This is a genomic window from Marinomonas sp. MED121 (assembly GCF_000153025.1).
Lineage (GTDB): Bacteria > Pseudomonadota > Gammaproteobacteria > Pseudomonadales > Marinomonadaceae > Marinomonas.
The window spans coordinates 483,338-506,411 of sequence record NZ_CH672433.1; the positions used below are offsets into that span (position 1 = coordinate 483,338).

The window sequence follows — 23,074 nt, forward strand, 5'->3', positions numbered from 1 at the left end:
TATCTGATTTTTAATAGATAAAGCTAGGCATTTGTCACAAATTTGTCTTAAACTTAAAACATAATAAAACAAGATTAGTCGTTAAGTTGAGTTATATAAAAAGTGAATTAATCTTTAATATCAAAGATCTATACACTTTAATAATTTCACAAATGACTAGTTGATCAATCAATTTTAATTTTCAAGGATAAACTAAACACATCGATACATTTAAATAATGATTCAATAGGAGTCATGCATATGGAAAAAGTATTTGTATTAGACACTAACGTTCTACTTCATGATCCACTTGCCATATACGCCTTTGCTGAACATAAAGTCGTAATCCCAATGACAGTTCTGGAAGAACTGGACATCATCAAAGATAGACGTGATAAAGACGTCAGTCGAGAAGCCAGACTTGCCATAAACACCATAGATAAAATTGTCGGTGACGCCAGTCCCAAAGAGTTACAAGCAGGCGTTTCCATTCAAACCACTTCCGCCAACGAATCAAAATTCTCAGGCTGCCTCGCCATTTATCCTGATCAGCAAATCAAGCAAAATGACAATATTCCTTTTTTAAACGGCAATCACGATCACGCAAACGACAATCGCATCATCAATGTCGCCTTAAGCTTACAAGCAACAAACCCTAGGGACTCGGTATGCCTTGTCACTAAAGATATCAATATGCGCATCAAAGCCAAAGGCTCTGGACTTGAAAAAGTTGAGGATTACAAAAAAGATAAAGTGCTCGATGATGTCGACTTACTTAGCAAAGGCTATGTCCACTATGAAGGTCAATTTTGGGACACTATAGAAAAAGTAAAAACTGAAAACCATGGCAGACACACCATTCACCTTCTACCAAGGGATGCCATCGAACAAGTCTTTACCAATATGTTCATTATTGATGACTCAGAGTTTGTTGGATTCATATGCAACCTTGACGAGAAATACATCTACTTACTCGACCTTAATCGTGCATCACTTATGCATCAAAGCTTTTGGGGCATCAACCCTCGCAACCTAGAGCAAGCCATGGCCTTCTATTTACTTCGCCATGAAAACTCAGACTTAATGATAATGACAGGACCCGCAGGGTCAGGTAAGACACTACTAGCACTTGCCTATGCCTTGCAGGTTAGCATGGAAGAAAAGCGCTTTAGCAAGATCATTGTCGCTCGCTCAACCCCTCCAATGGCAGAAGATATAGGTTTCTTACCAGGTACGGAAGAAGAGAAGATGGCACCTTGGTTAGCGGCATTTGATGATAATTTAGAAATTTTACATGGGGCAGATGAACACTCAATTAGCAGCATTGACTATGTAAAACAAAAAGCCAATATTCAATTTAAATCACTTAACTTTATGAGGGGCCGATCTTTTAATAATGCGCTCATCATAGTAGATGAAGCTCAAGGATTAACTCAGTTCCAATTAAAATCTATCGTCACTAGAATAGGCAGTAACTCTCGTATTATTGTCCTTGGCAACTTAGCTCAAATTGACAACAAATACATAACACCACTCACATCAGGACTAACCTACCTAGTGGAGAAGTGTAAACACTTTAATTACGCCAGCGTCATGCATGTTAATGGTATTGAAAGGAGTCGATTAGCTGAATTTGCGGAAGAAAATCTATAACCAATATAACGGGTAAACCATAAAAAAGGGAAGCCATTTGGCCTCCCTTTTTTAGTAAAAAAAATAATACTAAAGCTGTTTAGCCAAAGCCGTTATTTCATCCCACTTACCTGCTTCAATAAGGTCTTTTGGCACTATCCATGATCCGCCCACACACAGAACATTCGGCAAGGCCAAATACTCTTTATAATTAGCAGGGCTAATACCACCAGTAGGGCAAAAGCTAATATCAGAAAGAGGACCAGCAAATGCCTTCAACGCTTTCACACCACCATTAATTTCAGCTGGGAAAAACTTAAAGTGATCATAGCCATATTCAATCCCTAAAAGGATATCTGAAATAGTCGCAACCGCAGGCAAATAAGGCACATCGTATTCCTTACCAACAGCCAATAGATCAGGCGTCATTCCAGGGCTAATAATAAACTGAGAGCCAGCTTCAACCGCTTTAACGTATTGTTCACGAGTACAAACCGTACCAGCACCTACAATTGCTTCTGGTACCAGCTCTCTCAAAGCTGCAATCGCATCCAACGCAGCCTCGGTTCTAAGAGTCACCTCTAATACAGGCACGCCACCTGCCACTAAGGCCTTACCCAAATTAATGGCTTGCTCTACATTCTCAACCACAATCACAGGTACAACTGGAGTAGAAGTCATTACTTCTCTAGGTGTTAATTGACTCGCCATTATCTCTATCCTATATAAAATTGTTTGTTAAATATCAAAGCCATTATTTACAACAAGGACTAATAATCATGCCAATTACGACCATCTCGAATTGGCAATGCCATAGAGGCTGCCGGCCCCCAAGAGCCTGACGCATATTCTTTAGGTCGCTCGCTAGTTTGGCTCCAAGCTTCCATAATGCCATCCACCCATTTCCAAGCAGCTTCCACCTCGTCATAACGCATAAAGAGTGTTGCATCGTTACGCATAACATCAAGCAATAAACGCTCATAAGCTTCAGGGCTACGTTTATTATGAAAAGCCTCAGTCAAACTTAAGTTAAGATCAACTGGCTGCAGATTCATACCTTCGCTTGCTCCAGGCACTTTATTCATCACAGTTAAAGAGATTTTTTCTTCCGGTTGTAAGCGAATAATTAACTGATTTCGTTGCATCTGGCGATTACTTTCATCACTAAAAATACTATGAGGAACCGCTTTATATTGAATAACAATCTCAGAATAACGCTCACCAAGACGCTTACCTGTTCGCAAGTAAAAAGGAACACCAGCCCAACGCCAGTTATCGATATCAGCCCTTAGGGAGACAAAAGTTTCCGTTCTTGAATTAGGGTTGCTTCCTTCCTCATCAAAGTAACCCTGTACAGAATTACCATTAACCACACCTTTTGCATACTGACCACGCACCGTCTTAGTATAAGCATTGGCGCCAGTAATTGGTCGCAGCGCCTTGAGCACTTTAATTTTTTCATCACGTACAGAGCTTGCATCCATTCTGCCTGGAGGCTCCATTGCGACAAGACATAAAAGCTGAACTAGATGGTTTTGCACCATATCACGTAGCGCACCCGCCTTATCGTAATAACCCCAACGCCCTTCAACTCCTACGGTTTCAGACACAGTGATTTGTACATTATCAATATGGGCACTATTCCAAAGCGGTTCAAACAAGGTGTTACCAAAACGAATAGCCAACAGGTTCTGAACGGTTTCTTTACCTAGATAATGATCTATCCTGAAAACTTGGCTTTCGGTGAAATTCAACTTCACTTCAGTATTAATTGCTCGTGAAGAAACCAAGTCTCTACCTAATGGCTTTTCAAGCACGACACGCATACGATCTTCATTTAAGCCAACACTCGCAAGCGACGAGCAAATTGGTCCAAATAGATCTGGGGATGTTGCCAGATAAAACACCACATCTTTTTTATTTTCGCCAACACCATGTTCATTAAATCGAGAAAAATCAGAGGTTTCTTGTGCATTTACAGAAACATAACTTAAACGCTCCTTAAATCTAGGCCAAGTCTCATTATCATCAATACTTGAAGGCACAAATTCATCAAGTGCCTCTCTGACTTTTGCTTGATAATCCTGCGCAGTCATATCACGACGAGAAGCACCAATAATACGTGTTGTTGGTGTTAATAGACCATCCATATCTAGGTGATAGAGTGCAGGCAGTAATTTACGCATGGCAAGGTCACCACCTCCACCAAAAATTACCACATCACAATCTTTCAAACGGGAATTACTCATTACTTTCTCCATTATTTGGTGCTTTTCACTAGATATGAAGCGTATTTTGCACAACCAATTAAGCCAGGGTGCTCAGCTGTCACGACGAATGTCGGAATGGCACTCACTAGATGGCGCATACGCCCTTTTTCTTCTAATGCTTGACGAAACCCACTTTCTATAAAAGCGTTAATATATCGAGGGATAATACCACCGGCGATGTATACCCCTCCGCGTGATTCCACACTTAAAATCAAATCACCAATGACACGACCCAAGTAAACGAAAAACTGCTCCATGCAAGCAACCGCTAAAGGTTCTTTTGCGTTAAACGCCTCGCCAATTTGCGGGGCAGATAAACGCTCTTCTTTACCGGCTTTATGCGCTAACGCAGCATAGATATTTTCCATCCCCATACCGGATAGAACACGTTCTGCAGACACCCTATGATGGCGCTCACGCAAATAAGATAAGATATAGTCTTCTTGTTCGTTACAGCTAGTTAAATCAACGTGACCACCCTCCCCTGGCAATACATAGCTAATATCTGCTTGAGGAACAACGCAGGCTACACCAAGTCCGGTACCTGCCCCCACCACCCAAGCAGGCTGCTGAGTATCCACAACGCCTTCACCAACAGCCACTAAATCATCTTGCTTTAATACATCTAATGAATGACCTATTGCATCAAAATCATTTAACAGAGCCAGTTTTTTCTCTGGGCCAAAGTAAGCAACCAGATCATCACGAGTGAACTGCCAATTATTATTTGAAAAACGAATAACGGGCTGATTAACTGGGCCTGCAATCGCAAGCACAATAGCGGATAGTGACTCGATTGAAACACTGACTTTGGAGAGGTATTTATCTAACGCTAAGAATAAAGTGTCAAACTCTTTACAGGGCAACACTTGAATCTCTTGTACTAAGGTGTCACCAATAGGAGATAATGCAAAACGCGCATTCGTTCCACCTAAATCAGCAATAAGTGCATAAGACATAACTTGACTCGATCTAAATTTAATGAAATTTTACTACACAATTTCATTAAAAAACATACAAAAAAAGGAATATTGACAAGAATAATGTAATAAAATTACATTTATTTAAGACGATTTAAAAACTTGAAAACTTTCGTCGGCACCGAACGCTTACGGTTGTTTTTATAATCATATAAGCGCTCATCAGCAAGTTTCAAAAGCTGCTTATAGTTACTCACTTTATCTGAATGCACACTCGCACCACCAAAGCTTATGGTGATTGGCACTAGATTCGATTTATAGTGCAAAGGATTTGATTGCAGATATTCGTGCAGAGACTCAGCTATTTGCAAACCATGATCCAATGCTTTTCCTGGCAAAACAAATACAAACTCATCGCCAGCAAATCGAAAAGCTAAGCCTTGCTTATGCACATGTTTAAGCAAACGCTTCGCGATATATTCTAACACTTCATCACCACAGTTATGACCAAGAGTGTCATTAATAGATTTAAACGCATCACAATCAAGGAAAACAACAGTAAGGTCGCGTGACTCTTGCCTTGCCCGCTGAAACTCTCGATCTAACATAAGCTCCAATTGTCGACGGTTAAGCAAACCGGTCAAAGAGTCTCGAGTTGCTAGATATTCCAGCTTCTCTCTCGCTGTCACATTACTTAAGCAGATTGATATTTTTATAGCGAGTTGATCTAGCAAAAAAGTATCTTTAAGCAGAGGGTCATATCTTTCTTTAGTGGCGTCAGCCTGACAAAACAACCCAACCAAAGCACCATCTATGGTAAGTGGAGAAATAGCTAAGGAGTGCACTATGTCACGATAGATAGGTGGAATGATCGCCTGACAAACACTAATATCGTCATTCACCAGAATGGTTTTAGCGGAGGATTTAATCACATCAATCATATGTACTCGGCGTGAGAACATAACACGATCGCGCAAGTTTGGAGTGCGTTCAAGACTTTCCATCAAATGTGATAAGGGCGCTTCATTAATTAAGTTCACCCACACATAAGGCACATTAAATTGCTTTTGCACCTCCTTTGTTAAAGTAGAAACAAACTGATCACAACGTCCAATCGATAAAATGCAGCGCTCTATTTCAAAGAACTTACGAGCGATTAACTCGTTCTCTCTAACATTTTCAATCAATTGGTTGATATCTTGCATTTATGCTTCCAGCTATAAACCTCTACAAAAGGCACTATAAAAGATTGCTATGAACAATTCATTAAACTAACAAGCTTTCAAATCAATCAGATATTGCTAGCAGTTTAAACTATTAAAAAGCGACTACTCTCATACCCCTAGTATATCTCTAGCCTTAAATTAATAAACTTACTTTCTGCAAATACTTGTCTTTAAAACAAATAAACACAATTAGTAAGGGTTATTTTATAGATTAGGCTAAAGCTTTCTGAGAATTGCTCGATAGATAAGGAAAGAAAATATGAGTGTTTGAATGAATATAATTAATATTGTTGAAAGCCAAATTACGCAAAGAACACAGCCAGGAAACTCTGTGTCTCATAATGCGCAATTTGCACTTTTAATGAGTCTATTCACTCAACCAGGCCCTTCGCTTTACAATGAAGAAGACACCTTAAATCAGCACAGTTATCATGCCGTTAATCGACCAATTAGCTTCAATCAGCCCATTAATGATAATCCTCAAGCCAATATTGCCCTATTAAAAGCACTAGGGTCTGAACCTTTGATGGAAGCGGGCTCAAGTCCGTATGATGCAGTTGAAAGCGTCAACAACCTCATTGCCAGCGCTTAGCTAAAAGAGCTGACACGCCCTCAACAATCGATTCCATTGAGCGGCATGTCGTTTTGCGCTTACCTGATAAAGAGACCATATTTGACTCTCATCCTCCAAAGAAAATTGATTCAAAAAAGCCGTTAATTCAGTACTCGCTTTTGCCGAACTTAATCGAATTACAGCAAGACTTGCCAACACCTCATAAGCGGTACGATTAACTCGTGCCATATAGGGTTGAATCAGTTCAATATAATGACGTTTAAACTGCTGCTTTAAAAACACCATAGGCCCACGACAAAAGCCTGGATCCGTTGTTAAAGACGTTAGATTATCCGCAACAACATTAAGGTAGTCAGTTAAGATAATAAGACTTAACAATAACTTACCTGCATATTCACTATCATTTATAGCCTTAAAATGACTTTCAAAATCAACAAGAATGCCCGAGTTTAAAATAAAAGCCGCACTTTTCTCTGAATTTATCACTCTCCCTAACTGCGCAATGACATCCAATGAAATACGTAAAGACTGATAACCAGATTGATTCTCTGAAAGAGGCAAATAACCATTTGATACACTAAAAAACACATCGGCTTCTTGAGAGTTATACACAGCATTTGCATATGCCTTAGCCAGCTCACGTCGCTTTATAGCAGAAACACTAGATAGTTTTTGCTTAAGCTCTGATGACTCAGGCTCACATTCATTTAAAGCCTTAATCACACTTATTTCATATAACAAGCGCTGACTATCAGACATAACCTTACCCAAAACACTATTTTTCTTACCAACTAGAAGCCCGAGATCACATTGCTGCAAAGACAAAAATTCGATTAACCCAATATCAAACTGAGTGAGCACTTGTTGCTTCATACTATGAGAAGGGAGTAAAACCTGAGGAAAGCGTTTTTCAGGAGCAGAAATAGACAAGATTTCTAGCCGATTTAAATCTTTAAGATAATCATCTAATCTGGTTGAAAGGTCTGTCGTGCCGCCACACCCCACTAGCAATGAGATTATAAAAACGCATAAGACTCGACTATAAATAAAGCTTTTCTTAACTTTTAGTTTCAACGCTTTTTTAAGCACTTTCAACAACCTAGTTTAATTAATTACCTAATCATTAGCTTAGTTGCCTTCAGCCATTCTAACCAAATAACAGGTAACTCATTTGCTTTAGCCATAAAAAAGGCGAACCCTTAGGTCCGCCTTTTTGTAGCAAGGCAATATTATTGACGAGATTTAGCGATTTCTTCCGCTAATTCATCAAAGCTTTTACCCGCTTTAAACTGCTGATATAAAGCTTGATCATTATTCATGGATGTTTTCAGCAAGTCTTTAGTCACTTGTTCAACACCAGCTGGATCTAGAGCGACCAAAACAACAATGCCACCTGTTGGTGTCGGCATTTGGCGAATGATTTTAGAACCAACGAGGGTTTGATCTGTAATCTGTTTTGTCACAGAAGTATTTACACGATCAACGGTTTCAGCATCACCAGCACCGGTTGTTTCAGCATACTGCTTAATCATATTCTGAATATCTAGACTAAGTACTTGAGCCAACTCAACACGAGCAGCGGTTGCAGCCATCTGCTTCATAAAGTTAGGACCAGCGCCTGACTTATCACTATAACCAACAGCAGATAAATCATAACCAGGCATAGGTGCACCACAAACCCAATCAGGGGCTGCGCCACCAGAACCGTCGGCAAACAAGCAGGAAGCAACGGGAGCCGCAACAGCTTGAGTTTCTGTCTTTTCAGGTGATGAACCACAAGCAACAAGAAATGCCGAAGCCATCAAGGTACCAATTAAGCGATATTTCATAAGATCTCCCTATTAATAAGCGTCAGTACTGACCTTATTTACATTTTATTGCTCAAATAATTAATTAAGTCTTAGCGAATATTAAAAGTAATACAAGCATCAGGCAAGAACAAAAAAGGGAGGACATCAAGCCCTCCCTTTTTTATAACACAAGCTGAGTGCTTACTTATTCAGTAAAAGCAGCTTTCTCTTCTTCTGATACATCTTTCATAGAAAGCTTGATACGACCACGTGCATCAACATCTAGAACTTTAACCAAAACTTCTTGGCCTTCTTCTAGGAAGTCAGATACTGCACGGATACGCTCTTCAGCAATCTGAGAAATGTGAACTAGACCGTCTTTACCAGGCAAGATAGTCACAAATGCACCAAACTCAGCTAGACGAGCGACAGTACCTTTATAGATCTTATCTACTTCAGCTTCTGCTGTGATTTCGTAAATACGAACCAAAGCAGCATCAGATGACGCCTTATCAGCAGCGTAAATACGTACAGTACCATCATCATCAAGGTCGATAGACGCACCTGTTAATTCTGTAATAGAGCGGATTGTTGCACCACCTTTACCGATAACGTCACGAATTTTCTCTGGATCGATTTTGATAGAAGCCATAGAAGGTGCATTTGGTGATACTTCAGGACGAGCATAACCAATCACTTTAGACATTTCACGTAGAATATGAGTACGAGCTTCAAGCGCTTGGCTCAAGGCGATATCCATGATCTCTTCGTTGATACCTTCAATTTTGATGTCCATTTGAAGTGCAGTAATACCTTCTTCGGTACCCGCTACTTTAAAGTCCATATCACCTAGATGATCTTCATCACCCAAGATATCAGTAAGAACAGCAAAACCGTCGTCTTCTTTTACAAGACCCATTGCAATACCCGCAACAGGCGCTTTAAGAGGAACACCAGCATCCATCATAGACAAGCTAGCGCCACATACAGAAGCCATTGAGCTTGAACCGTTAGATTCAGTGATCTCAGATACGATACGGATTGTGTATGGGAATTCCTCTTCTGAAGGCAATACCGCTTGAACACCACGACGTGCTAGACGACCATGACCAATCTCACGACGACCAACACCACCCATACGACCACATTCACCTACAGAGTATGGAGGGAAGTTATAGTGCAGCATGAAGCTATCTTTGTTTTCACCAGCAAGGCCATCGCTCATTTGTGCATCACGACTCGTACCTAGCGTACAAGTTGCAATTGCTTGAGTTTCACCACGAGTGAACAAAGAAGAACCGTGAGTTTTGCTCAGTAGGCCAACTTCAACTTCGATAGGACGAACTGTTTTGTTGTCACGACCATCAATACGAGGCTTGCTTTCGATGACACGACGACGAACTGTATTTTTCTCAAGTTTCGCGAATGCTTTGGTTACATCAGCTTCTTCAACGCCCGCTTCTTCAGAAACTAACGCTTCAACTGCAGCTGTACGAACTTCGTCTAGCTTGCTGTAACGTGCCATTTTTTCACTGATACCGTAAGCTGCTTCAACTTGATCAGCAAAACCTTCAGTGATAGCCGCTTTAAGTGTTTCGTTTTCTGGCTCTGCAGACCATTCCCAACGAGGCTTGCCAGCTTCTGCAGCAAACTCAGTAATAGCACTAACAGCAGCTTGCAATTCTTTATGTGCAAACAATACTGCACCAAGCATTTCATCTTCAGTCAACTCTTGTGCTTCAGACTCAACCATTAGAACAGCATCTTTAGTACCAGCTACAACCATGTCCAACAAAGAACCATCTAATTCTGAGTAAGAAGGGTTAAGTACATAACCGTCGTCATCATTAAAGCCAACACGAGCAGCACCGATAGGACCATTAAATGGAATACCAGAAACAGAAAGCGCTGCAGACGTCGCTAGCATGCCCGCAATATCAGCATCAGTGTCTGTGTTAGTCGACATAACAGTGATTACAACCTGCACTTCGTTCATGAACCCTTTAGGGAACAAAGGACGAATAGGACGGTCGATTAGACGAGAAGTTAATGTCTCTTTTTCTGAAGGACGACCTTCACGCTTAAGGAAGCCACCAGGGATTTTACCAACAGCGTAAGCACGTTCTTGGTAATGAACTGAAAGTGGGAAGAAGCTTTGACCAGCTTGTGCGCTTTTAGCACCAACAACGGTAGCAAGCACTTGCACATCACCAATTGTACAAAGTACGGAACCTGTTGCTTGACGTGCAACACGGCCTGTTTCTAGTGTTACGGTATCTTTACCGAACTGAAAAGTTTTAGTCGTAATACTCACAAGTATTCCTTATTAAATTTAAAAACTGTTTTCACCCAAAGACATTCTTTTAGAGCCAGTACTCAGATTATTTCTCAATCAAATCTAGGGTTAAATTTAATTTTTGCAAAAAATAATTTGAAGTACAGGCTGTCCCTTGGGGATGAAACTTTCTAAGTTAGGCTAAAAAAAAGGCCATAGTAAACTATGGCCTTTCTTCAGTCTTAGCGACGTAGACCTAGCTTTTTGATCAAGCCAGTGTAACGTGCTGCGTCTTTACGCTTAAGGTAGTCCAACAACTTACGACGTTGGTTTACCATGCGAATAAGACCGCGACGAGAATGATGGTCATGGATATGAGCTTTAAAGTGACCTTGTAGACCTTCGATGTTCTTAGTCAACAAAGCAACTTGAACTTCAGGTGAACCTGTATCGCCTTCAGCTACTTGAAACTCTTTTACCAATGCTGCTTTTGATTCTGCAGTTAATGCCATTATCTTATCTCCGATATAATATGCTATTAAAAATATAGGGTGGCCGAGCATATTTTCAGGCACCCTAGATACAGTAAAAAACGGGGTTAAACCTGCTGTTCACTCGTATTTATTAATCTGTGAGGTTTAATAAATTCACCTCTAATTTGGCCTAAGCCAAAGAATCTTTGATCCGCCTGAGCAAACAAACGTACCAAACTTTCTTCTTCAAACTCAGTGCCATTAGCTAATGCACGACCAAAAAGAATGTCCCTTGCATCAGCCTCGGACAATTCTACCCTATTAAGATGCATAACGGCAGAGTCCATAGGCAATAAATGTTTATCCAATTCAGGATAACCACCCTCAGCAATCGCCTCAAACTCTTCCAATGTCAACATATCTTGCGGATCATAACCTGCCGACGAAACGCGATGCAGTGCAGATAAATGCGCACCACAACCCAACGCTTCTCCAACATCCTCACCAATAGTGCGAATATAGGTTCCTTTCGAGCAAGAAATATCTAGGGTTAAACTATTCTCTGTTCTTTCAATGATAGTCAGATCAGAGATAGTGACCGCTCTACGTTTCCGCTCAATGACAATACCTTGTCGAGCATATTCATAAAGCGGTTTACCTTCGTGCTTCAACGCCGAATACATGGGAGGAATCTGCTCTATATCACCACGAAAGCGATCAAGTATGGATTCCAATGCTTCATCCGTTAAGTCAGGCACAGACTCTGTTGTCAAAACATCACCTTCAGCATCACCCGTGGTCGTTCTCACGCCAAGGGCCACTTTAGTGATATAGCGCTTATCCGCATCTAATAAGAACTGAGAAAACTTGGTTGCTTCACCAAAACACAATGGCAACATACCTGTTGCCAAAGGATCAAGTGCACCTGTGTGCCCCGCTTTCTCAGCTTGAAATAGACGTCGAACTTTTTGCAAAGCCTGATTAGAACTCAAGCCTAAAGGTTTATTTAGTAAGACAACCCCATGAACTGGGCGCCATGTGCGTTTTGTCATTTTACTTTTAACCTAAATCTTAAGCAGTTTATTCACTGTCATTTTCTGGATTGTGCTTAGCATCTGCTTTAATTGCTTCATCAATCAAAGCTGACATTTTTGCACCATTTACCACACTATCATCATAATGAAAGCGCAGTAATGGCATCACACGAAGTTTAATTTCCTGTGATGCACGACGGCGTAAAAAATTACTAGCACTGTCTAATGCAGTTTGGTTCTCAGCCAGTTTTTCCGGCTTGTCATCCATACCTAACACAGTGTAATAAACATCAGCGTAGCCAAGATCTTTGGCCACCCTGACTTCATTGATAGTGACAATCCCTAAACGAGGATCCTTCACTTCAAACTGTATGATAGAAGCCAGCTCTTTTTGAAGCTGGTCTCCTATTCGACTAGTACGACTAAATTCGCTTGCCATTATAGCCTCTTACAAAGAACGGGCGACTTCAACAGTCTCGAAGACTTCGATCTTATCGCCAACTTTAACATCGGTATAGTTCTTCACACCGATACCACATTCCATGCCTTTGCTAACTTCATTAATTGCATCTTTGAAGCGACGTAGTGACTCAAGTTCGCCTTCATAAATAACAACATCATCACGCAATACACGAATCTGTTTGTTACGGTAAACCGTCCCTTCAACCACCATACAACCTGCAATAAGGCCGAACTTAGGTGAACGGAAGATCTCACGCACTTCAGCTGTACCTTTAATATCTTCACGAAGATCAGGAGACAACATACCAGAAAGCGCCTGCTTAACATCATCAATGATGTTATAGATCACGCTGTAGTATCTTAGGTCTACAGACTCACGCTCAATGAAGATCTTAGCGGAAGCATCAGCACGTACATTGAAACCAAAGATTACCGCATCAGAAGCCAAAGCTAGCGTTGCGTCAGTTTCAGTAATACCACCCACACCACTTGAAATGATGTTGACACGAACTTCATCAGTGTTCAGGTCAAGCAGCGATTTATTCAATGCTTCTAGAGAGCCGCGAACATCTGCTTTTAAGACAACGTTCAAAGTACGAACTTCATCTTTGCCCATTTCAGAGAATAGGTTTTCTAGCTTAGCTGAATATTGACGTGCAAAGCGTACTTCACGGTATTTACCTTGACGGAAGTTAGCCACTTCACGGGCTTTACGCTCGTCAGATACTACCAAGAACTCTTCACCCGCATCAGGCGTACCATCAAGACCCAAGATCTCAACCGGAATAGCTGGACCAGCACTTTCAATTGGCTTGCCGTTTTCATCAAGAAGGGCACGTACACGACCCATTTGCAGACCAGCCAATACAATGTCACCTTTCTTCAAGGTACCGTTTTGTACAAGCAAGGTTGCAACCGAACCACGACCACGATCTAGGCGTGCTTCAACCACAACACCTTTACCTGGCGCACTTGGCACAGCCGTTAACTCTAGTACTTCAGACTGAAGCAATAGGGCTTCAAGAAGTTCTTCAATACCTTCACCAGATTTAGCCGAAACACCAACAAATTGAACGTCACCGCCCCATTCTTCTGGCACGACTTCTTGTGCAACAAGCTCGTTTTTAACACGATCAATGTCAGCACCATCTTTATCTATCTTAGTGATAGCAACAACCATAGGCACTTCAGCAGCACGAGCATGCTGAATCGCTTCGATAGTCTGAGGCATAACACCGTCATCCGCCGCACATACCAAGATAACAATATCGGTTGCTTTAGCACCACGTGCACGCATAGAAGTAAAGGCTGCGTGTCCAGGTGTATCAAGGAAACTGATCATGCCATGTGGTGTTTCTACATGGTAAGCACCAATATGCTGGGTAATACCACCAGACTCACCCGCAGCAACACGTGTTGTACGAATATAGTCAAGTAGCGATGTTTTACCGTGGTCAACGTGACCCATTACAGTCACAACTGGCGCACGTTTAATTTCTTCACCCTTGTAGTCGATCGCTTCAATGATGTCATTCTCCACTGCGTTCTCATCAAGGAACTTAACAGTATGACCCATTTCTTCAACCACCAAGGTTGCCGTATCACGATCAATCACTTCATTAATAGTCGCCATTGCGCCCATTTTGAACATAATCTTTATAACAGCAGCCGCTTTTACTGACATTTTTTCAGCAAGCTCAGCAACCGTAATACTTTCCGGCAAAGCAACTTCATGCACAATCGGTGCAGTCGGTTTCTGGAAGCCGTGTTCTTGCGGTGCAGCTTTACGGTTTTTCTTACCTAATTTATTGCGACGACCGAACTCATCATCACCCATGATATTTTTATTGCCACGCTTCTTATCAGCACCAAAACGGTTTTTAGGCTTACCATCTTGTTTTTGTGGTGCTGCTTTTTTACCTTTTGATGGTTCTTTATCGGCAGTCATGTGATGATTTTTCTTCGGTGCTGGTTTAGCTTGTTTTACAGGTTCCAAGGACTCTTTCGCTCCTACGTTGGAATTCTTACCTTCCGATGAACTCTTTTCAGCAGGTTGAACGTCTTGCTTTGCTTTTTGCTCTGCAAGCTCTGCAGCCGCTTTTTCTTCGGCCAATTTTCTTTCCGCTTCTTGGCGAGCTTGTTCTTCAGCCGCTAATTTGGCTTTTTCTTCGGCAACCAATTTAGCTTGCTCTTCAGCTTGGCGCTGAGCTTGCAATTCTTGCTGCTTAGCGGCCTCATCTTCGGCATCATTACGTTTCACATAGGTACGCTTTTTACGTACTTCTACATTCACGGTTTTATTGTCACCACCTTTAAGAGTGGAGGTTTTTTTACGCTGTAGAGTGATACGTTGAGATGATTTCTCACCTGACTCTTCACCACCATGCGCACGTTGAAGGTGTTTCAATAACACTTGCTTTTCGGCATCTGAAACTTCTTGGCTCTCACTTGATTGTGGTAGCCCTGCTTCCTTCATCTGAGTCAGCAGCTTCTCTACTGGTGTATTTACCAGTTCGGATAGTGTTTTTACGGTTTGAACTGTCATTAAGTTCCCCCTTTATTCTACTCAGATTTATTCAGATTCAGCGAACCAAGGTGCACGAGCGGTCATTATCAGTGACGCCGCACGTTCTTCATTGATTTCTTCAATATCAATCAAATCATCAACAGATTGTTCAGCCAAATCTTCCATTGTACAGATGCCCTTTGAAGCAAGAACCAATGCAAGATGGTTGTCCATACCTTCCATTGTTAACAAATCTTCAGCAGGTGTTGCTTCTTCTAGCTGTTCTTCAGCTTGCAACGCCAAATTCAACAATGCTTCTTTTGCTCTAGAGCGCAATTCATTGACAAGATCTTCATCAAAATCATCAATATCTAGCATTTCTTCCATAGGTACATAAGCAATCTCTTCAAGAGTTGCAAAACCTTCATCCGCTAACTGACCGGCTAAGTCATCATCGATATCAAGGCTATTTACGAACAGATTAATAAGCTTATCGGATTCTTCTTGCTGTTTTGCGACAGCATCTTCGCTTGTCATCACGTTTAGCTGCCAACCGGTTAGGTTAGATGCCAAGCGAACATTTTGACCGTTACGGCCAATCGCTTGAGCTAAATTATCGGCATTCACAGCTACTTGCATAGAGTGAGTATCTTCATCGATGACGATAGAGTCCACTTCTGCAGGTGACATAGCATTGATAACAAGTTGTGCCGGGTTATCATCCCAAAGCACAATATCAACACGCTCACCGTTCAATTCGTTTGATACAGCTTGAACTCGAGCGCCACGCATACCAACGCAAGCACCGATAGGATCGATACGACGGTCGTTAGTTTTAACAGCGATTTTAGCTCGTAGACCTGGGTCACGTGCAGCACCACGAATCTCAATCATTTCTTCAGCAATTTCTGGCACTTCAAGGCGGAAAAGTTCAACCATGAAAGCAGGATCATTACGTGAAAGAATTAATTGAGCACCACGGCTGTCATCACGAATTTCAAGCAACAAAGCACGAATTCTATCGTTCATACGGAAAGTTTCACGCGCAATCAATTGATCTTTAGGCAATACCGCTTCTGCGTTTTCACCTAGATCAACAATCAAACTATCACGAGTCACTTTCTTAACTTGTCCATGAACAGGTTTACCCACTTTTTCGCTATAACGGGCAACCACTTTAGCACGCTCAGCTTCACGTACTTTTTGAACAATTACTTGTTTTGCAGTTTGCGCTGCAATACGACCAAATGCTTCAGACTCGACTTCTTCTTCGAAGATCTCACCGATAGCTAAACCTAAGTTTTGCTCTACCGAGTCATCAATAGTAAGTTCATGGGCAGGTTGAGCATAATCTTCGTCAGCAACGATATCCCATTGGCGATAGGTAGTGTAATCACCTGTTCGCTGGTCAATCGATACTCGAATCTTTGCCTCTTCTTCAAAGCGACGCTTAGCGGCACTTGCCAAAGCGATTTCAACCGCTTCAAAAATAACTTGTTTTGGTACGTCTTTTTCGTTGGAAACTGCTTCCACTACCAAAAGAATATCTTTGCTCATCCTTTTAGCCTCTCTTTAAAGGGTAAATTAAAATACTGGAACAACGTTGGCTTTATCAATTAGATCAATTGGTAACAAGTACTCTTCTTGATCTACACGCAATACAACGTCTTCCCCTTCAACGGCTGTCAACTGACCTTTGAACTTACGTCTTCCATCAAATGGCACACGTAAACGCAGCGACACTATCGCTCCGATGTATTCCTCAAACTGAGCTAACTCGAATAATGGACGATCAAGACCTGGCGAAGAAACCTCAAGGTTATATTCACCTGTAATAGGGTCTTCAACATCCAATATTGAACTCACTTGTCGACTGACCTTGGCACAATCCTCGATATCAGTGCCATTTTCGGAGTCGCTCTCTATAAATACTCTTAATACCGAATCTTTACCTTGAGAGATATATTCCAATCCCCAAAAACGGTAGCCAAGCCCTTCTACTACAGGACGGATATGGCCCTCTAATATGGTATCTTTGCTAGACAATCACTTTCTCCGATTTAACTAATGCTAAAGTTCAGAAACAAAAAACGGGCACTAGGCCCATTTTATTATATCCAGATAACAAAAAACCCCATAAAGGGGTTCTCGAAATGAATCAGATATAAATCTAACTCATTGCCTTAATTAGTATTTTCATACTAACTAAGTTGGAATTCCTATGTGTAAATAGACCCCTTTAGAAAGATCAATACACAATGGTTGCGGGGGCAGGATTCGAACCTACGGCCTTCGGGTTATGAGCCCGACGAGCTACCAAACTGCTCCACCCCGCGTCAAAGTGTGCACATCATACACACATAACCACTACAAATCAACATTGGTGCCGATGGCCGGACTCGAACCGGCACAGCCTTAGGCCACCACCCCCTCAAGATGGCGTGTCTACCAATTCCACCACATCGGCATACCAAAAACCCAATCCGTTAAGATTGAATTATTCTACTACAGGAACATCAGATTCAGAGGCTTGAGGCTCAACTAAATCAGGAACAGTTACTGTATCTTGAATTTCTTCCACTGCAGGCACATAGTCTAATTGACCAGAAACCTGTTTCGCTTGCTGACTTGCCACATAAGCAAGCGCAAAACTTGTTAAGAAAAATACTAATGCAAAAAGCGCAGTCAGTTTACCAAAGAAGCTACCGCCCCCCTGACTACCAAATACTGTTTGTGAGGCACCACCACCGAAAGACGCTCCGGCATCTGCACCTTTACCTTGTTGCAGTAACACCAAACCAATAATCGCAATAGCGGCTAACACGTGTACAACTAAAACCAAAGCTTCCATCATTTAACCTGCAGATTTCACAATACCAATAAATTCTTCAACTTTTAAAGATGCGCCCCCAACAAGGGCTCCATCTATATCCGGCATAGTGAAAAGCTCTGAGCTTGAACTCGCCTTAACACTACCACCGTAAATAATTCTTACCTTCTCACTCACCACTTCGTCAGATTTAGCAATATGCTCACGAATTGCTTTATGCACTTCTTGAGCCTGCTCCGCTGAAGCAGAAAGTCCTGTACCTATTGCCCAAACTGGCTCATATGCAATGACAACTTGTTCAAACGCATTAACACCAACAAGGTTTAGTACCGCATCAATTTGAGAAAAACACACATCTAAAGTGATATTCTTCTCACGTTGCTCAAGGCTCTCTCCAATACAAAGAACCGGTGTTATTTCAGATGCCAAAAGCGCTTTCGTTTTTTCAGCTATAACCTGATCTGTTTCACCGTAAACCGAACGACGCTCAGAGTGCCCAACCAAAACATAATCTACCGCAAAGTCTTGTAACATTGAGATACTAACTTCACCTGTAAACGCACCAGAACCTTGTTCAGATACGTTTTGAGCAGCCATTTTGATAGGGCTTTTTTCTAGCAAGTTATCCACTTGCGCTAAATAAGGGAAAGATGGGGCAACCACAACTTCCACAGGAGCATTATCTATTGCGGCGTTCAAGCCAACAACAAGCTGATCAATCGATTCCGAAGAACCATTCATCTTCCAATTTCCTGCAACAATTTTCTGGCGAGCCATTCTTGCACCTCTTATTTTGAGGCGGCAATTCTAATGAAATGCCGCCTTGTTTTCAAGTATTTGTTTAATATGATTTATTTCGTACTCATTTCGAGAGACAAAACAAGCATTAAAGGGATTGAGAGTACTCTTCAACTTGTGTTGCTAGAGAAGTCACTAATTCGTCAACTAGATCAGAATTATCTCCCTCCACCATCACTCGAATCAAGGGTTCAGTGCCCGAAGCCCTTAATAAAACACGGCCAGAACCATTCAATTTTTCGTTTGCATGCGCAATCGCCTGCTGTAATTGAGGAACTTCCGTTGGAGAAAAACGCGACTTAACCCTGATATTTTTAAGTCTTTGAGGGAATTTAGTAAAACCTTCAAGCAATTCAAGTAAGGTTTTTTCACCTTCAACCATCGCCTGCAATACTTGTAATGCAGCCACAACCCCGTCACCAGTCGTCGTAATTGAACGACAGACTATATGGCCAGAAGGCTCACCACCCAGCACCCAGCCAAGCTGAGTCAACTTTTCGTTAACAAACCTATCACCAACAGAAGCTCGACCAAAGCCAATACCTTGCTCTGAAAAAGCCAACTCTAAGCCAAAATTACTCATTAAGGTGCCGACCACACCCCCACTAAACTTACCTGTCTGCCTCATATGATTGGCAATCACATAAAGCACGTCATCACCATCACGAACACCACCCTCGGCATCCACCATGATAAGACGATCGCCATCACCATCCAACGCGATACCAATGTCTGCCTTTTCTGCTAACACTGTCTCACGCAATAGCTCTGGCTTAGTCGCACCACTATTTTCATTAATGTTAAGCCCATCAGGCTTATCACCAATAATCACAACCTCTGCACCGAGTTCAGAAAAAACTCTTGGAGCAACATGATAAGTCGCACCATCGGCACAATCGACCACTATCTTCAGACCATTTAATTGCATACCGATGGGGAAAGTACCTTTGCAGTACTCAATGTAACGCCCCGCAGCATCATCAATACGCTTTGCTCGCCCAATATTATCTGAAGGCACGACAACTAAAGGTTGATCAAGATAGTGCTCTATCTTCTCTTCCATCTCGTCACACAACTTTGCGCCTGCTGCAGAGAAAAACTTAATGCCGTTATCCGTATAAGGATTATGAGACGCACTAATAACAATACCCGCACTAGCGCGGAAAGTACGGGTCAAATATGCAATTGCTGGCGTGGGCATAGGCCCAACTAAACGCACATCAACACCTGCTGCAACTAAGCCTGCCTCTAACGCAGACTCAAACATATAGCCAGAGATACGCGTATCTTTACCAATAACCACTTTATTGCCATTTTCTTTGAACACTTGGCCCGCAGCCCATCCAAGTTTAAGCATAAATTCTGGAGTAATAGCTCCTTCACCTACACGACCACGAATTCCATCTGTTCCAAAATATTTACGCATTTATTTTTCTCTCTTAATTCGATACATAAGCTCAAGCATCTCATAATGCGGTTTCACATCATGCACTCTAAAAATGCTTGCTCCCTTTGAATATGCTGCTGCATGGGCACCCAAGGTGCCATATAACCTTTCTTGAACATCTAGATTCAAAGCCTGACCTATCATGCTTTTACGAGATGCACCAATTAGCACCTCAAAACCATGACTCGCAATTTGGTCAATGTTATTAATCAGTTCTAAGTTGTGCTCTAGGTTTTTTCCAAAACCAATCCCTGGATCAAGGAAGATTTTATTTGCGTCATAACCCAATCCCTGACAGATGCTTGCACGCTCTAACAAAAAGCTAATGACTTCATTATAAACAGCTGAATAATCAGGGTTCTGTTGCATGGTTTGTGGACTACCTTGCATATGCATTAAACAAATAGGGAGCCCCGTCCCGATTGCTGCATCCAAAGCATTAGCCCTTGTCAGAGCCCTTACATCATTAATTAGGCCAGCACCTTGTGTGGCGCCTTCAATCATCACTTGAGCAGAGCTTGTATCTAGCGACACCACCACATCAAAGCGAGACTTAATCGCACTGACAACCGGAATAACACGGTCTATCTCTTCTTGTAATGAAACGGGCAAGGCACCAGGGCGAGTTGACTCTCCCCCCACATCAATAATTGAAGCACCTTCAGACAACATTTTTTGAGTCTGAAAAAGGGCATCATCTAAATTAGAGAAAGAACCACCGTCAGAAAAAGAATCAGGGGTAACATTTAAGATACCCATGATCTGAGGGCGGGATAAGTCGAGCGACTTATCCCCAAAAGCAGTCACTGTCATCGGTTTCCTATTCGCCTTAAAAAGTCGATTAATAGAAAAGAGAAGAGAGCCTAGCTCTCTCCACTGGTTTTCGGGTTTGCCGCATCCGGCGCATCAGAAAAACCACCTTCATCTTTAATTTCACCCGTATTAATATCAACGGTTTCTTTTACAGCAGAATCTCCACCTGGTGTTGGCTCATCACCACTCGGGTCAGACCAACCATCTGGAGCAGATGGTGTTTTACCATCCATAATTTCTTTAATTTGTTTAGCATCAATCGTTTCGTACTGCATCAAGGCATCAGCCATTACATCCAGTTTAGAGCGATTATCGACCAATATTTGAGTCGCTTTCTGATAGCAAGTATTAATAATGTCTTTTACTTCAGCGTCAATACGCATACCTGTTTCAGGTGAGAAGTAGTTTGCCTTGCTGCCAGTCGAAGTCGCGATAAAACCACCGTTATTATCATCTTCTTCGTAAGCAAACGGCCCCAATGCAGCAGACAAGCCCCATTTAGTAACCATATTACGAGCAATACTTGTTGCACGCTCAATATCATTAGAGGCACCTGTTGATACACCGTCAAAACCGTGAATCATCTCTTCCGCAATTCGACCACCGTACAAGCTACAGATTTGCGATTCTAGACCACGCTTACTGATACTGTATTTATCTTCTTCAGGAAGATACATGGTCACACCCAGGGCGCGACCACGAGGAATAATGGTCACTTTATAGACAGGATCATGCTCAGGCATCAAATAACCAATGATAGCGTGACCAGCTTCATGATAAGCCGTATTTAGCTTCTCATCTTCTTTCATCACCATGGTCTTACGCTCAGCACCCATGAGGATTTTATCTTTAGCTAGCTCTAGCTGCTCCATATTTACCAAGCGACGATTAGATCGTGCAGCAAACAATGCCGCTTCGTTAACTAAGTTAGCAAGGTCAGCACCAGAGAAACCAGGTGTACCACGAGCGATATTTTTTGGATTCACATCTTCATCACAAGGCACTTTGCGCAAATGCACTTTTAGAATTTGCTCACGGCCACGAATGTCTGGCAAGCCTACTTGTACTTGACGGTCAAAACGACCAGGACGCAATAGCGCAGGATCCAATACATCCGGACGGTTAGTCGCGGCGATAACGATAATACCTTCGTTACCTTCAAAACCATCCATTTCAACCAATAGTTGGTTCAATGTTTGTTCACGCTCATCATTACCACCACCCATGCCTGAGCCACGGTTACGACCAACGGCGTCGATCTCATCAATAAAGATAATGCAAGGTGCATGTTTTTTAGCTTGTTCGAACATATCACGAACACGGGACGCACCCACACCGACAAACATTTCAACAAAGTCAGAACCAGAAATAGTAAAGAAAGGCACTTTCGCTTCACCCGCAATAGCTTTCGCCAATAGGGTTTTACCTGTACCTGGTGGTCCACACATCAAAATACCACGAGGAATTTTACCGCCTAAACGTTGAAACTTGCTCGGCTCACGTAAGAAGTCCACTAACTCTTTAGTATCTTCTTTCGCCTCATCACAACCTGCAACATCTGCAAAGGTCGTTTTGATTTGATCTTCTGGCAGCAGTCTGGCTTTAGACTTACCAAATGCCATTGGACCGCCTTTACCACCGCCACCGCCTTGCATCTGGCGCATAAAGAACATAAAAATGGCCAAAATAAGAAGGATAGGGAAGCTTGCCACTAACAGTTGAGTCCAAATGCTTTGTTGTTCAGGCATACGACCTTCAACAACCACATTATTGCTCAACAGATCATCCATGATTTTTGGATCAGCTGCGGCAGGGCGCACAGTTTCAAATGGCACACCGTTTTTGTCGGAACCACTGATGGTATAACCATCAATCACAACACGGGCAATATTGCCGTCTTGTACTGAGCTAACAAACGAAGAATATGTCATTCTGCTTGTTTCAGTAGTGGTATTAAAATTTTTGAATACAGTTAATAAAACGGCTGCGATAACTAACCACAACAGAATATTTTTAAGCATATCGTTCAAGAGCACACCTCTTAA

The 23,074-nt window shown here is 41.9% G+C and carries 20 protein-coding genes and 2 tRNA genes; 2 read left to right on the forward strand and 20 right to left on the reverse strand.

What is annotated here, in order from left to right; all coding sequences use genetic code 11:
- The first annotated feature begins 240 nt into the window (after positions 1 to 240).
- A complete protein-coding gene (locus MED121_RS20715) occupies positions 241 to 1,632 on the forward strand; it encodes a PhoH family protein (protein WP_009835741.1) in 1,392 nt (463 codons plus the stop codon).
- Between the two features lie 69 nt (positions 1,633 to 1,701).
- Here the strand turns inward: MED121_RS20715 and MED121_RS20720 are convergent, their stop codons facing one another.
- The 4 genes from MED121_RS20720 to MED121_RS20735 all read right to left on the reverse strand — a co-directional run bounded on the left by MED121_RS20720 (position 1,702) and on the right by MED121_RS20735 (position 6,006).
- The gene (locus MED121_RS20720) at positions 1,702 to 2,322 is read right to left on the reverse strand and encodes a bifunctional 4-hydroxy-2-oxoglutarate aldolase/2-dehydro-3-deoxy-phosphogluconate aldolase (protein WP_009835742.1); all 621 of its coding nucleotides are present in this window, start codon (positions 2,320 to 2,322) and stop codon (positions 1,702 to 1,704) included.
- Positions 2,323 to 2,381: 59 nt separating this feature from the next.
- Positions 2,382 to 3,860 (reverse strand): glucose-6-phosphate dehydrogenase, encoded by a 1,479-nt coding sequence (gene zwf / locus MED121_RS20725; protein ID WP_036181294.1) that lies wholly within the window; start codon positions 3,858 to 3,860, stop codon positions 2,382 to 2,384.
- 11 nt (positions 3,861 to 3,871) lie between these two features.
- Positions 3,872 to 4,840 (reverse strand): glucokinase, encoded by a 969-nt coding sequence (gene glk / locus MED121_RS20730; protein ID WP_009835744.1) that lies wholly within the window; start codon positions 4,838 to 4,840, stop codon positions 3,872 to 3,874.
- A gap of 101 nt (positions 4,841 to 4,941) precedes the next feature.
- Positions 4,942 to 6,006, reverse strand: a complete 1,065-nt coding sequence (locus MED121_RS20735) for a GGDEF domain-containing protein (RefSeq protein WP_009835745.1) — start codon at positions 6,004 to 6,006, stop codon at positions 4,942 to 4,944.
- Positions 6,007 to 6,298: 292 nt separating this feature from the next.
- Here MED121_RS20735 and MED121_RS20740 point away from each other — a divergent pair, with 292 nt between their 5' ends.
- Positions 6,299 to 6,619: a hypothetical protein gene (locus MED121_RS20740; protein ID WP_009835746.1), complete on the forward strand. Its 321-nt coding sequence runs from the start codon at positions 6,299 to 6,301 to the stop codon at positions 6,617 to 6,619.
- Here MED121_RS20740 and MED121_RS20745 read toward each other — a convergent pair whose 3' ends face one another.
- The 16 genes from MED121_RS20745 to ftsH all read right to left on the reverse strand — a co-directional run bounded on the left by MED121_RS20745 (position 6,620) and on the right by ftsH (position 23,059).
- The gene (locus MED121_RS20745) at positions 6,620 to 7,690 is read right to left on the reverse strand and encodes a DUF3080 family protein (RefSeq protein ID WP_050764631.1); all 1,071 of its coding nucleotides are present in this window, start codon (positions 7,688 to 7,690) and stop codon (positions 6,620 to 6,622) included.
- Positions 7,691 to 7,830: 140 nt separating this feature from the next.
- Positions 7,831 to 8,430 carry an LPP20 family lipoprotein gene (locus MED121_RS20750; RefSeq protein ID WP_009835748.1) on the reverse strand — a complete coding sequence of 200 codons (600 nt, stop codon included), beginning with the start codon at positions 8,428 to 8,430 and terminating at the stop codon, positions 7,831 to 7,833.
- A gap of 166 nt (positions 8,431 to 8,596) precedes the next feature.
- Complete coding sequence (gene pnp, locus MED121_RS20755) at positions 8,597 to 10,705, reverse strand: polyribonucleotide nucleotidyltransferase (RefSeq protein ID WP_009835749.1); 2,109 nt, start codon at positions 10,703 to 10,705, stop codon at positions 8,597 to 8,599.
- A 203-nt stretch (positions 10,706 to 10,908) separates the two neighbouring features.
- Positions 10,909 to 11,178 carry a 30S ribosomal protein S15 gene (gene rpsO / locus MED121_RS20760; RefSeq protein ID WP_009835750.1) on the reverse strand — a complete coding sequence of 90 codons (270 nt, stop codon included), beginning with the start codon at positions 11,176 to 11,178 and terminating at the stop codon, positions 10,909 to 10,911.
- An 86-nt stretch (positions 11,179 to 11,264) separates the two neighbouring features.
- Positions 11,265 to 12,191: a tRNA pseudouridine(55) synthase TruB gene (truB, locus tag MED121_RS20765; RefSeq protein ID WP_009835751.1), complete on the reverse strand. Its 927-nt coding sequence runs from the start codon at positions 12,189 to 12,191 to the stop codon at positions 11,265 to 11,267.
- Between the two features lie 28 nt (positions 12,192 to 12,219).
- On the reverse strand, positions 12,220 to 12,612 hold the full coding sequence (gene rbfA, locus MED121_RS20770) for a 30S ribosome-binding factor RbfA (RefSeq protein WP_009835752.1): 393 nt from the start codon (positions 12,610 to 12,612) through the stop codon (positions 12,220 to 12,222).
- Positions 12,613 to 12,621: 9 nt separating this feature from the next.
- Positions 12,622 to 15,180, reverse strand: a complete 2,559-nt coding sequence (gene infB / locus MED121_RS20775; protein ID WP_009835753.1) for a translation initiation factor IF-2 — start codon at positions 15,178 to 15,180, stop codon at positions 12,622 to 12,624.
- A gap of 27 nt (positions 15,181 to 15,207) precedes the next feature.
- Positions 15,208 to 16,698: a transcription termination factor NusA gene (nusA, locus tag MED121_RS20780; RefSeq protein WP_009835754.1), complete on the reverse strand. Its 1,491-nt coding sequence runs from the start codon at positions 16,696 to 16,698 to the stop codon at positions 15,208 to 15,210.
- Positions 16,699 to 16,725: 27 nt separating this feature from the next.
- The gene (rimP, locus tag MED121_RS20785) at positions 16,726 to 17,187 is read right to left on the reverse strand and encodes a ribosome maturation factor RimP (RefSeq protein WP_009835755.1); all 462 of its coding nucleotides are present in this window, start codon (positions 17,185 to 17,187) and stop codon (positions 16,726 to 16,728) included.
- A gap of 213 nt (positions 17,188 to 17,400) precedes the next feature.
- A tRNA-Met gene (locus MED121_RS20790) sits at positions 17,401 to 17,477 on the reverse strand.
- Between the two features lie 45 nt (positions 17,478 to 17,522).
- Positions 17,523 to 17,608: transfer RNA gene (locus MED121_RS20795), tRNA-Leu, on the reverse strand.
- A gap of 30 nt (positions 17,609 to 17,638) precedes the next feature.
- Positions 17,639 to 17,992 (reverse strand): preprotein translocase subunit SecG, encoded by a 354-nt coding sequence (gene secG / locus MED121_RS20800; protein WP_083789435.1) that lies wholly within the window; start codon positions 17,990 to 17,992, stop codon positions 17,639 to 17,641.
- A gap of 3 nt (positions 17,993 to 17,995) precedes the next feature.
- A complete protein-coding gene (tpiA, locus tag MED121_RS20805; RefSeq protein ID WP_009835757.1) occupies positions 17,996 to 18,748 on the reverse strand; it encodes a triose-phosphate isomerase in 753 nt (250 codons plus the stop codon).
- A 109-nt stretch (positions 18,749 to 18,857) separates the two neighbouring features.
- The gene (glmM, locus tag MED121_RS20810) at positions 18,858 to 20,195 is read right to left on the reverse strand and encodes a phosphoglucosamine mutase (RefSeq protein ID WP_009835758.1); all 1,338 of its coding nucleotides are present in this window, start codon (positions 20,193 to 20,195) and stop codon (positions 18,858 to 18,860) included.
- Complete coding sequence (folP, locus tag MED121_RS20815; protein WP_009835759.1) at positions 20,196 to 21,029, reverse strand: dihydropteroate synthase; 834 nt, start codon at positions 21,027 to 21,029, stop codon at positions 20,196 to 20,198.
- A gap of 50 nt (positions 21,030 to 21,079) precedes the next feature.
- Positions 21,080 to 23,059 (reverse strand): ATP-dependent zinc metalloprotease FtsH, encoded by a 1,980-nt coding sequence (gene ftsH / locus MED121_RS20820; protein WP_083789432.1) that lies wholly within the window; start codon positions 23,057 to 23,059, stop codon positions 21,080 to 21,082.
- Positions 23,060 to 23,074: the final 15 nt, after the last annotated feature.

Excerpts from the sequence above, each read along its gene's own strand:
- MED121_RS20735 (WP_009835745.1), bottom strand. The coding sequence starts at position 6,006 with ATGCAAGATATCAACCAATTGATTGAAAATGTTAGAGAGAACGAGTTA.
- MED121_RS20720 (WP_009835742.1), bottom strand. The coding sequence starts at position 2,322 with ATGGCGAGTCAATTAACACCTAGAGAAGTAATGACTTCTACTCCAGTT.
- rbfA (WP_009835752.1), bottom strand. The coding sequence starts at position 12,612 with ATGGCAAGCGAATTTAGTCGTACTAGTCGAATAGGAGACCAGCTTCAA.
- zwf (WP_036181294.1), bottom strand. The coding sequence starts at position 3,860 with ATGAGTAATTCCCGTTTGAAAGATTGTGATGTGGTAATTTTTGGTGGA.
- MED121_RS20715 (WP_009835741.1), top strand. The coding sequence starts at position 241 with ATGGAAAAAGTATTTGTATTAGACACTAACGTTCTACTTCATGATCCA.
- truB (WP_009835751.1), bottom strand. The coding sequence starts at position 12,191 with ATGACAAAACGCACATGGCGCCCAGTTCATGGGGTTGTCTTACTAAAT.
- nusA (WP_009835754.1), bottom strand. The coding sequence starts at position 16,698 with ATGAGCAAAGATATTCTTTTGGTAGTGGAAGCAGTTTCCAACGAAAAA.
- MED121_RS20740 (WP_009835746.1), top strand. The coding sequence starts at position 6,299 with ATGAATATAATTAATATTGTTGAAAGCCAAATTACGCAAAGAACACAG.
- folP (WP_009835759.1), bottom strand. The coding sequence starts at position 21,029 with ATGACAGTGACTGCTTTTGGGGATAAGTCGCTCGACTTATCCCGCCCT.
- glmM (WP_009835758.1), bottom strand. The coding sequence starts at position 20,195 with ATGCGTAAATATTTTGGAACAGATGGAATTCGTGGTCGTGTAGGTGAA.
- glk (WP_009835744.1), bottom strand. The coding sequence starts at position 4,840 with ATGTCTTATGCACTTATTGCTGATTTAGGTGGAACGAATGCGCGTTTT.
- infB (WP_009835753.1), bottom strand. The coding sequence starts at position 15,180 with ATGACAGTTCAAACCGTAAAAACACTATCCGAACTGGTAAATACACCA.
- MED121_RS20750 (WP_009835748.1), bottom strand. The coding sequence starts at position 8,430 with ATGAAATATCGCTTAATTGGTACCTTGATGGCTTCGGCATTTCTTGTT.
- secG (WP_083789435.1), bottom strand. The coding sequence starts at position 17,992 with ATGGAAGCTTTGGTTTTAGTTGTACACGTGTTAGCCGCTATTGCGATT.
- rpsO (WP_009835750.1), bottom strand. The coding sequence starts at position 11,178 with ATGGCATTAACTGCAGAATCAAAAGCAGCATTGGTAAAAGAGTTTCAA.
- tpiA (WP_009835757.1), bottom strand. The coding sequence starts at position 18,748 with ATGGCTCGCCAGAAAATTGTTGCAGGAAATTGGAAGATGAATGGTTCT.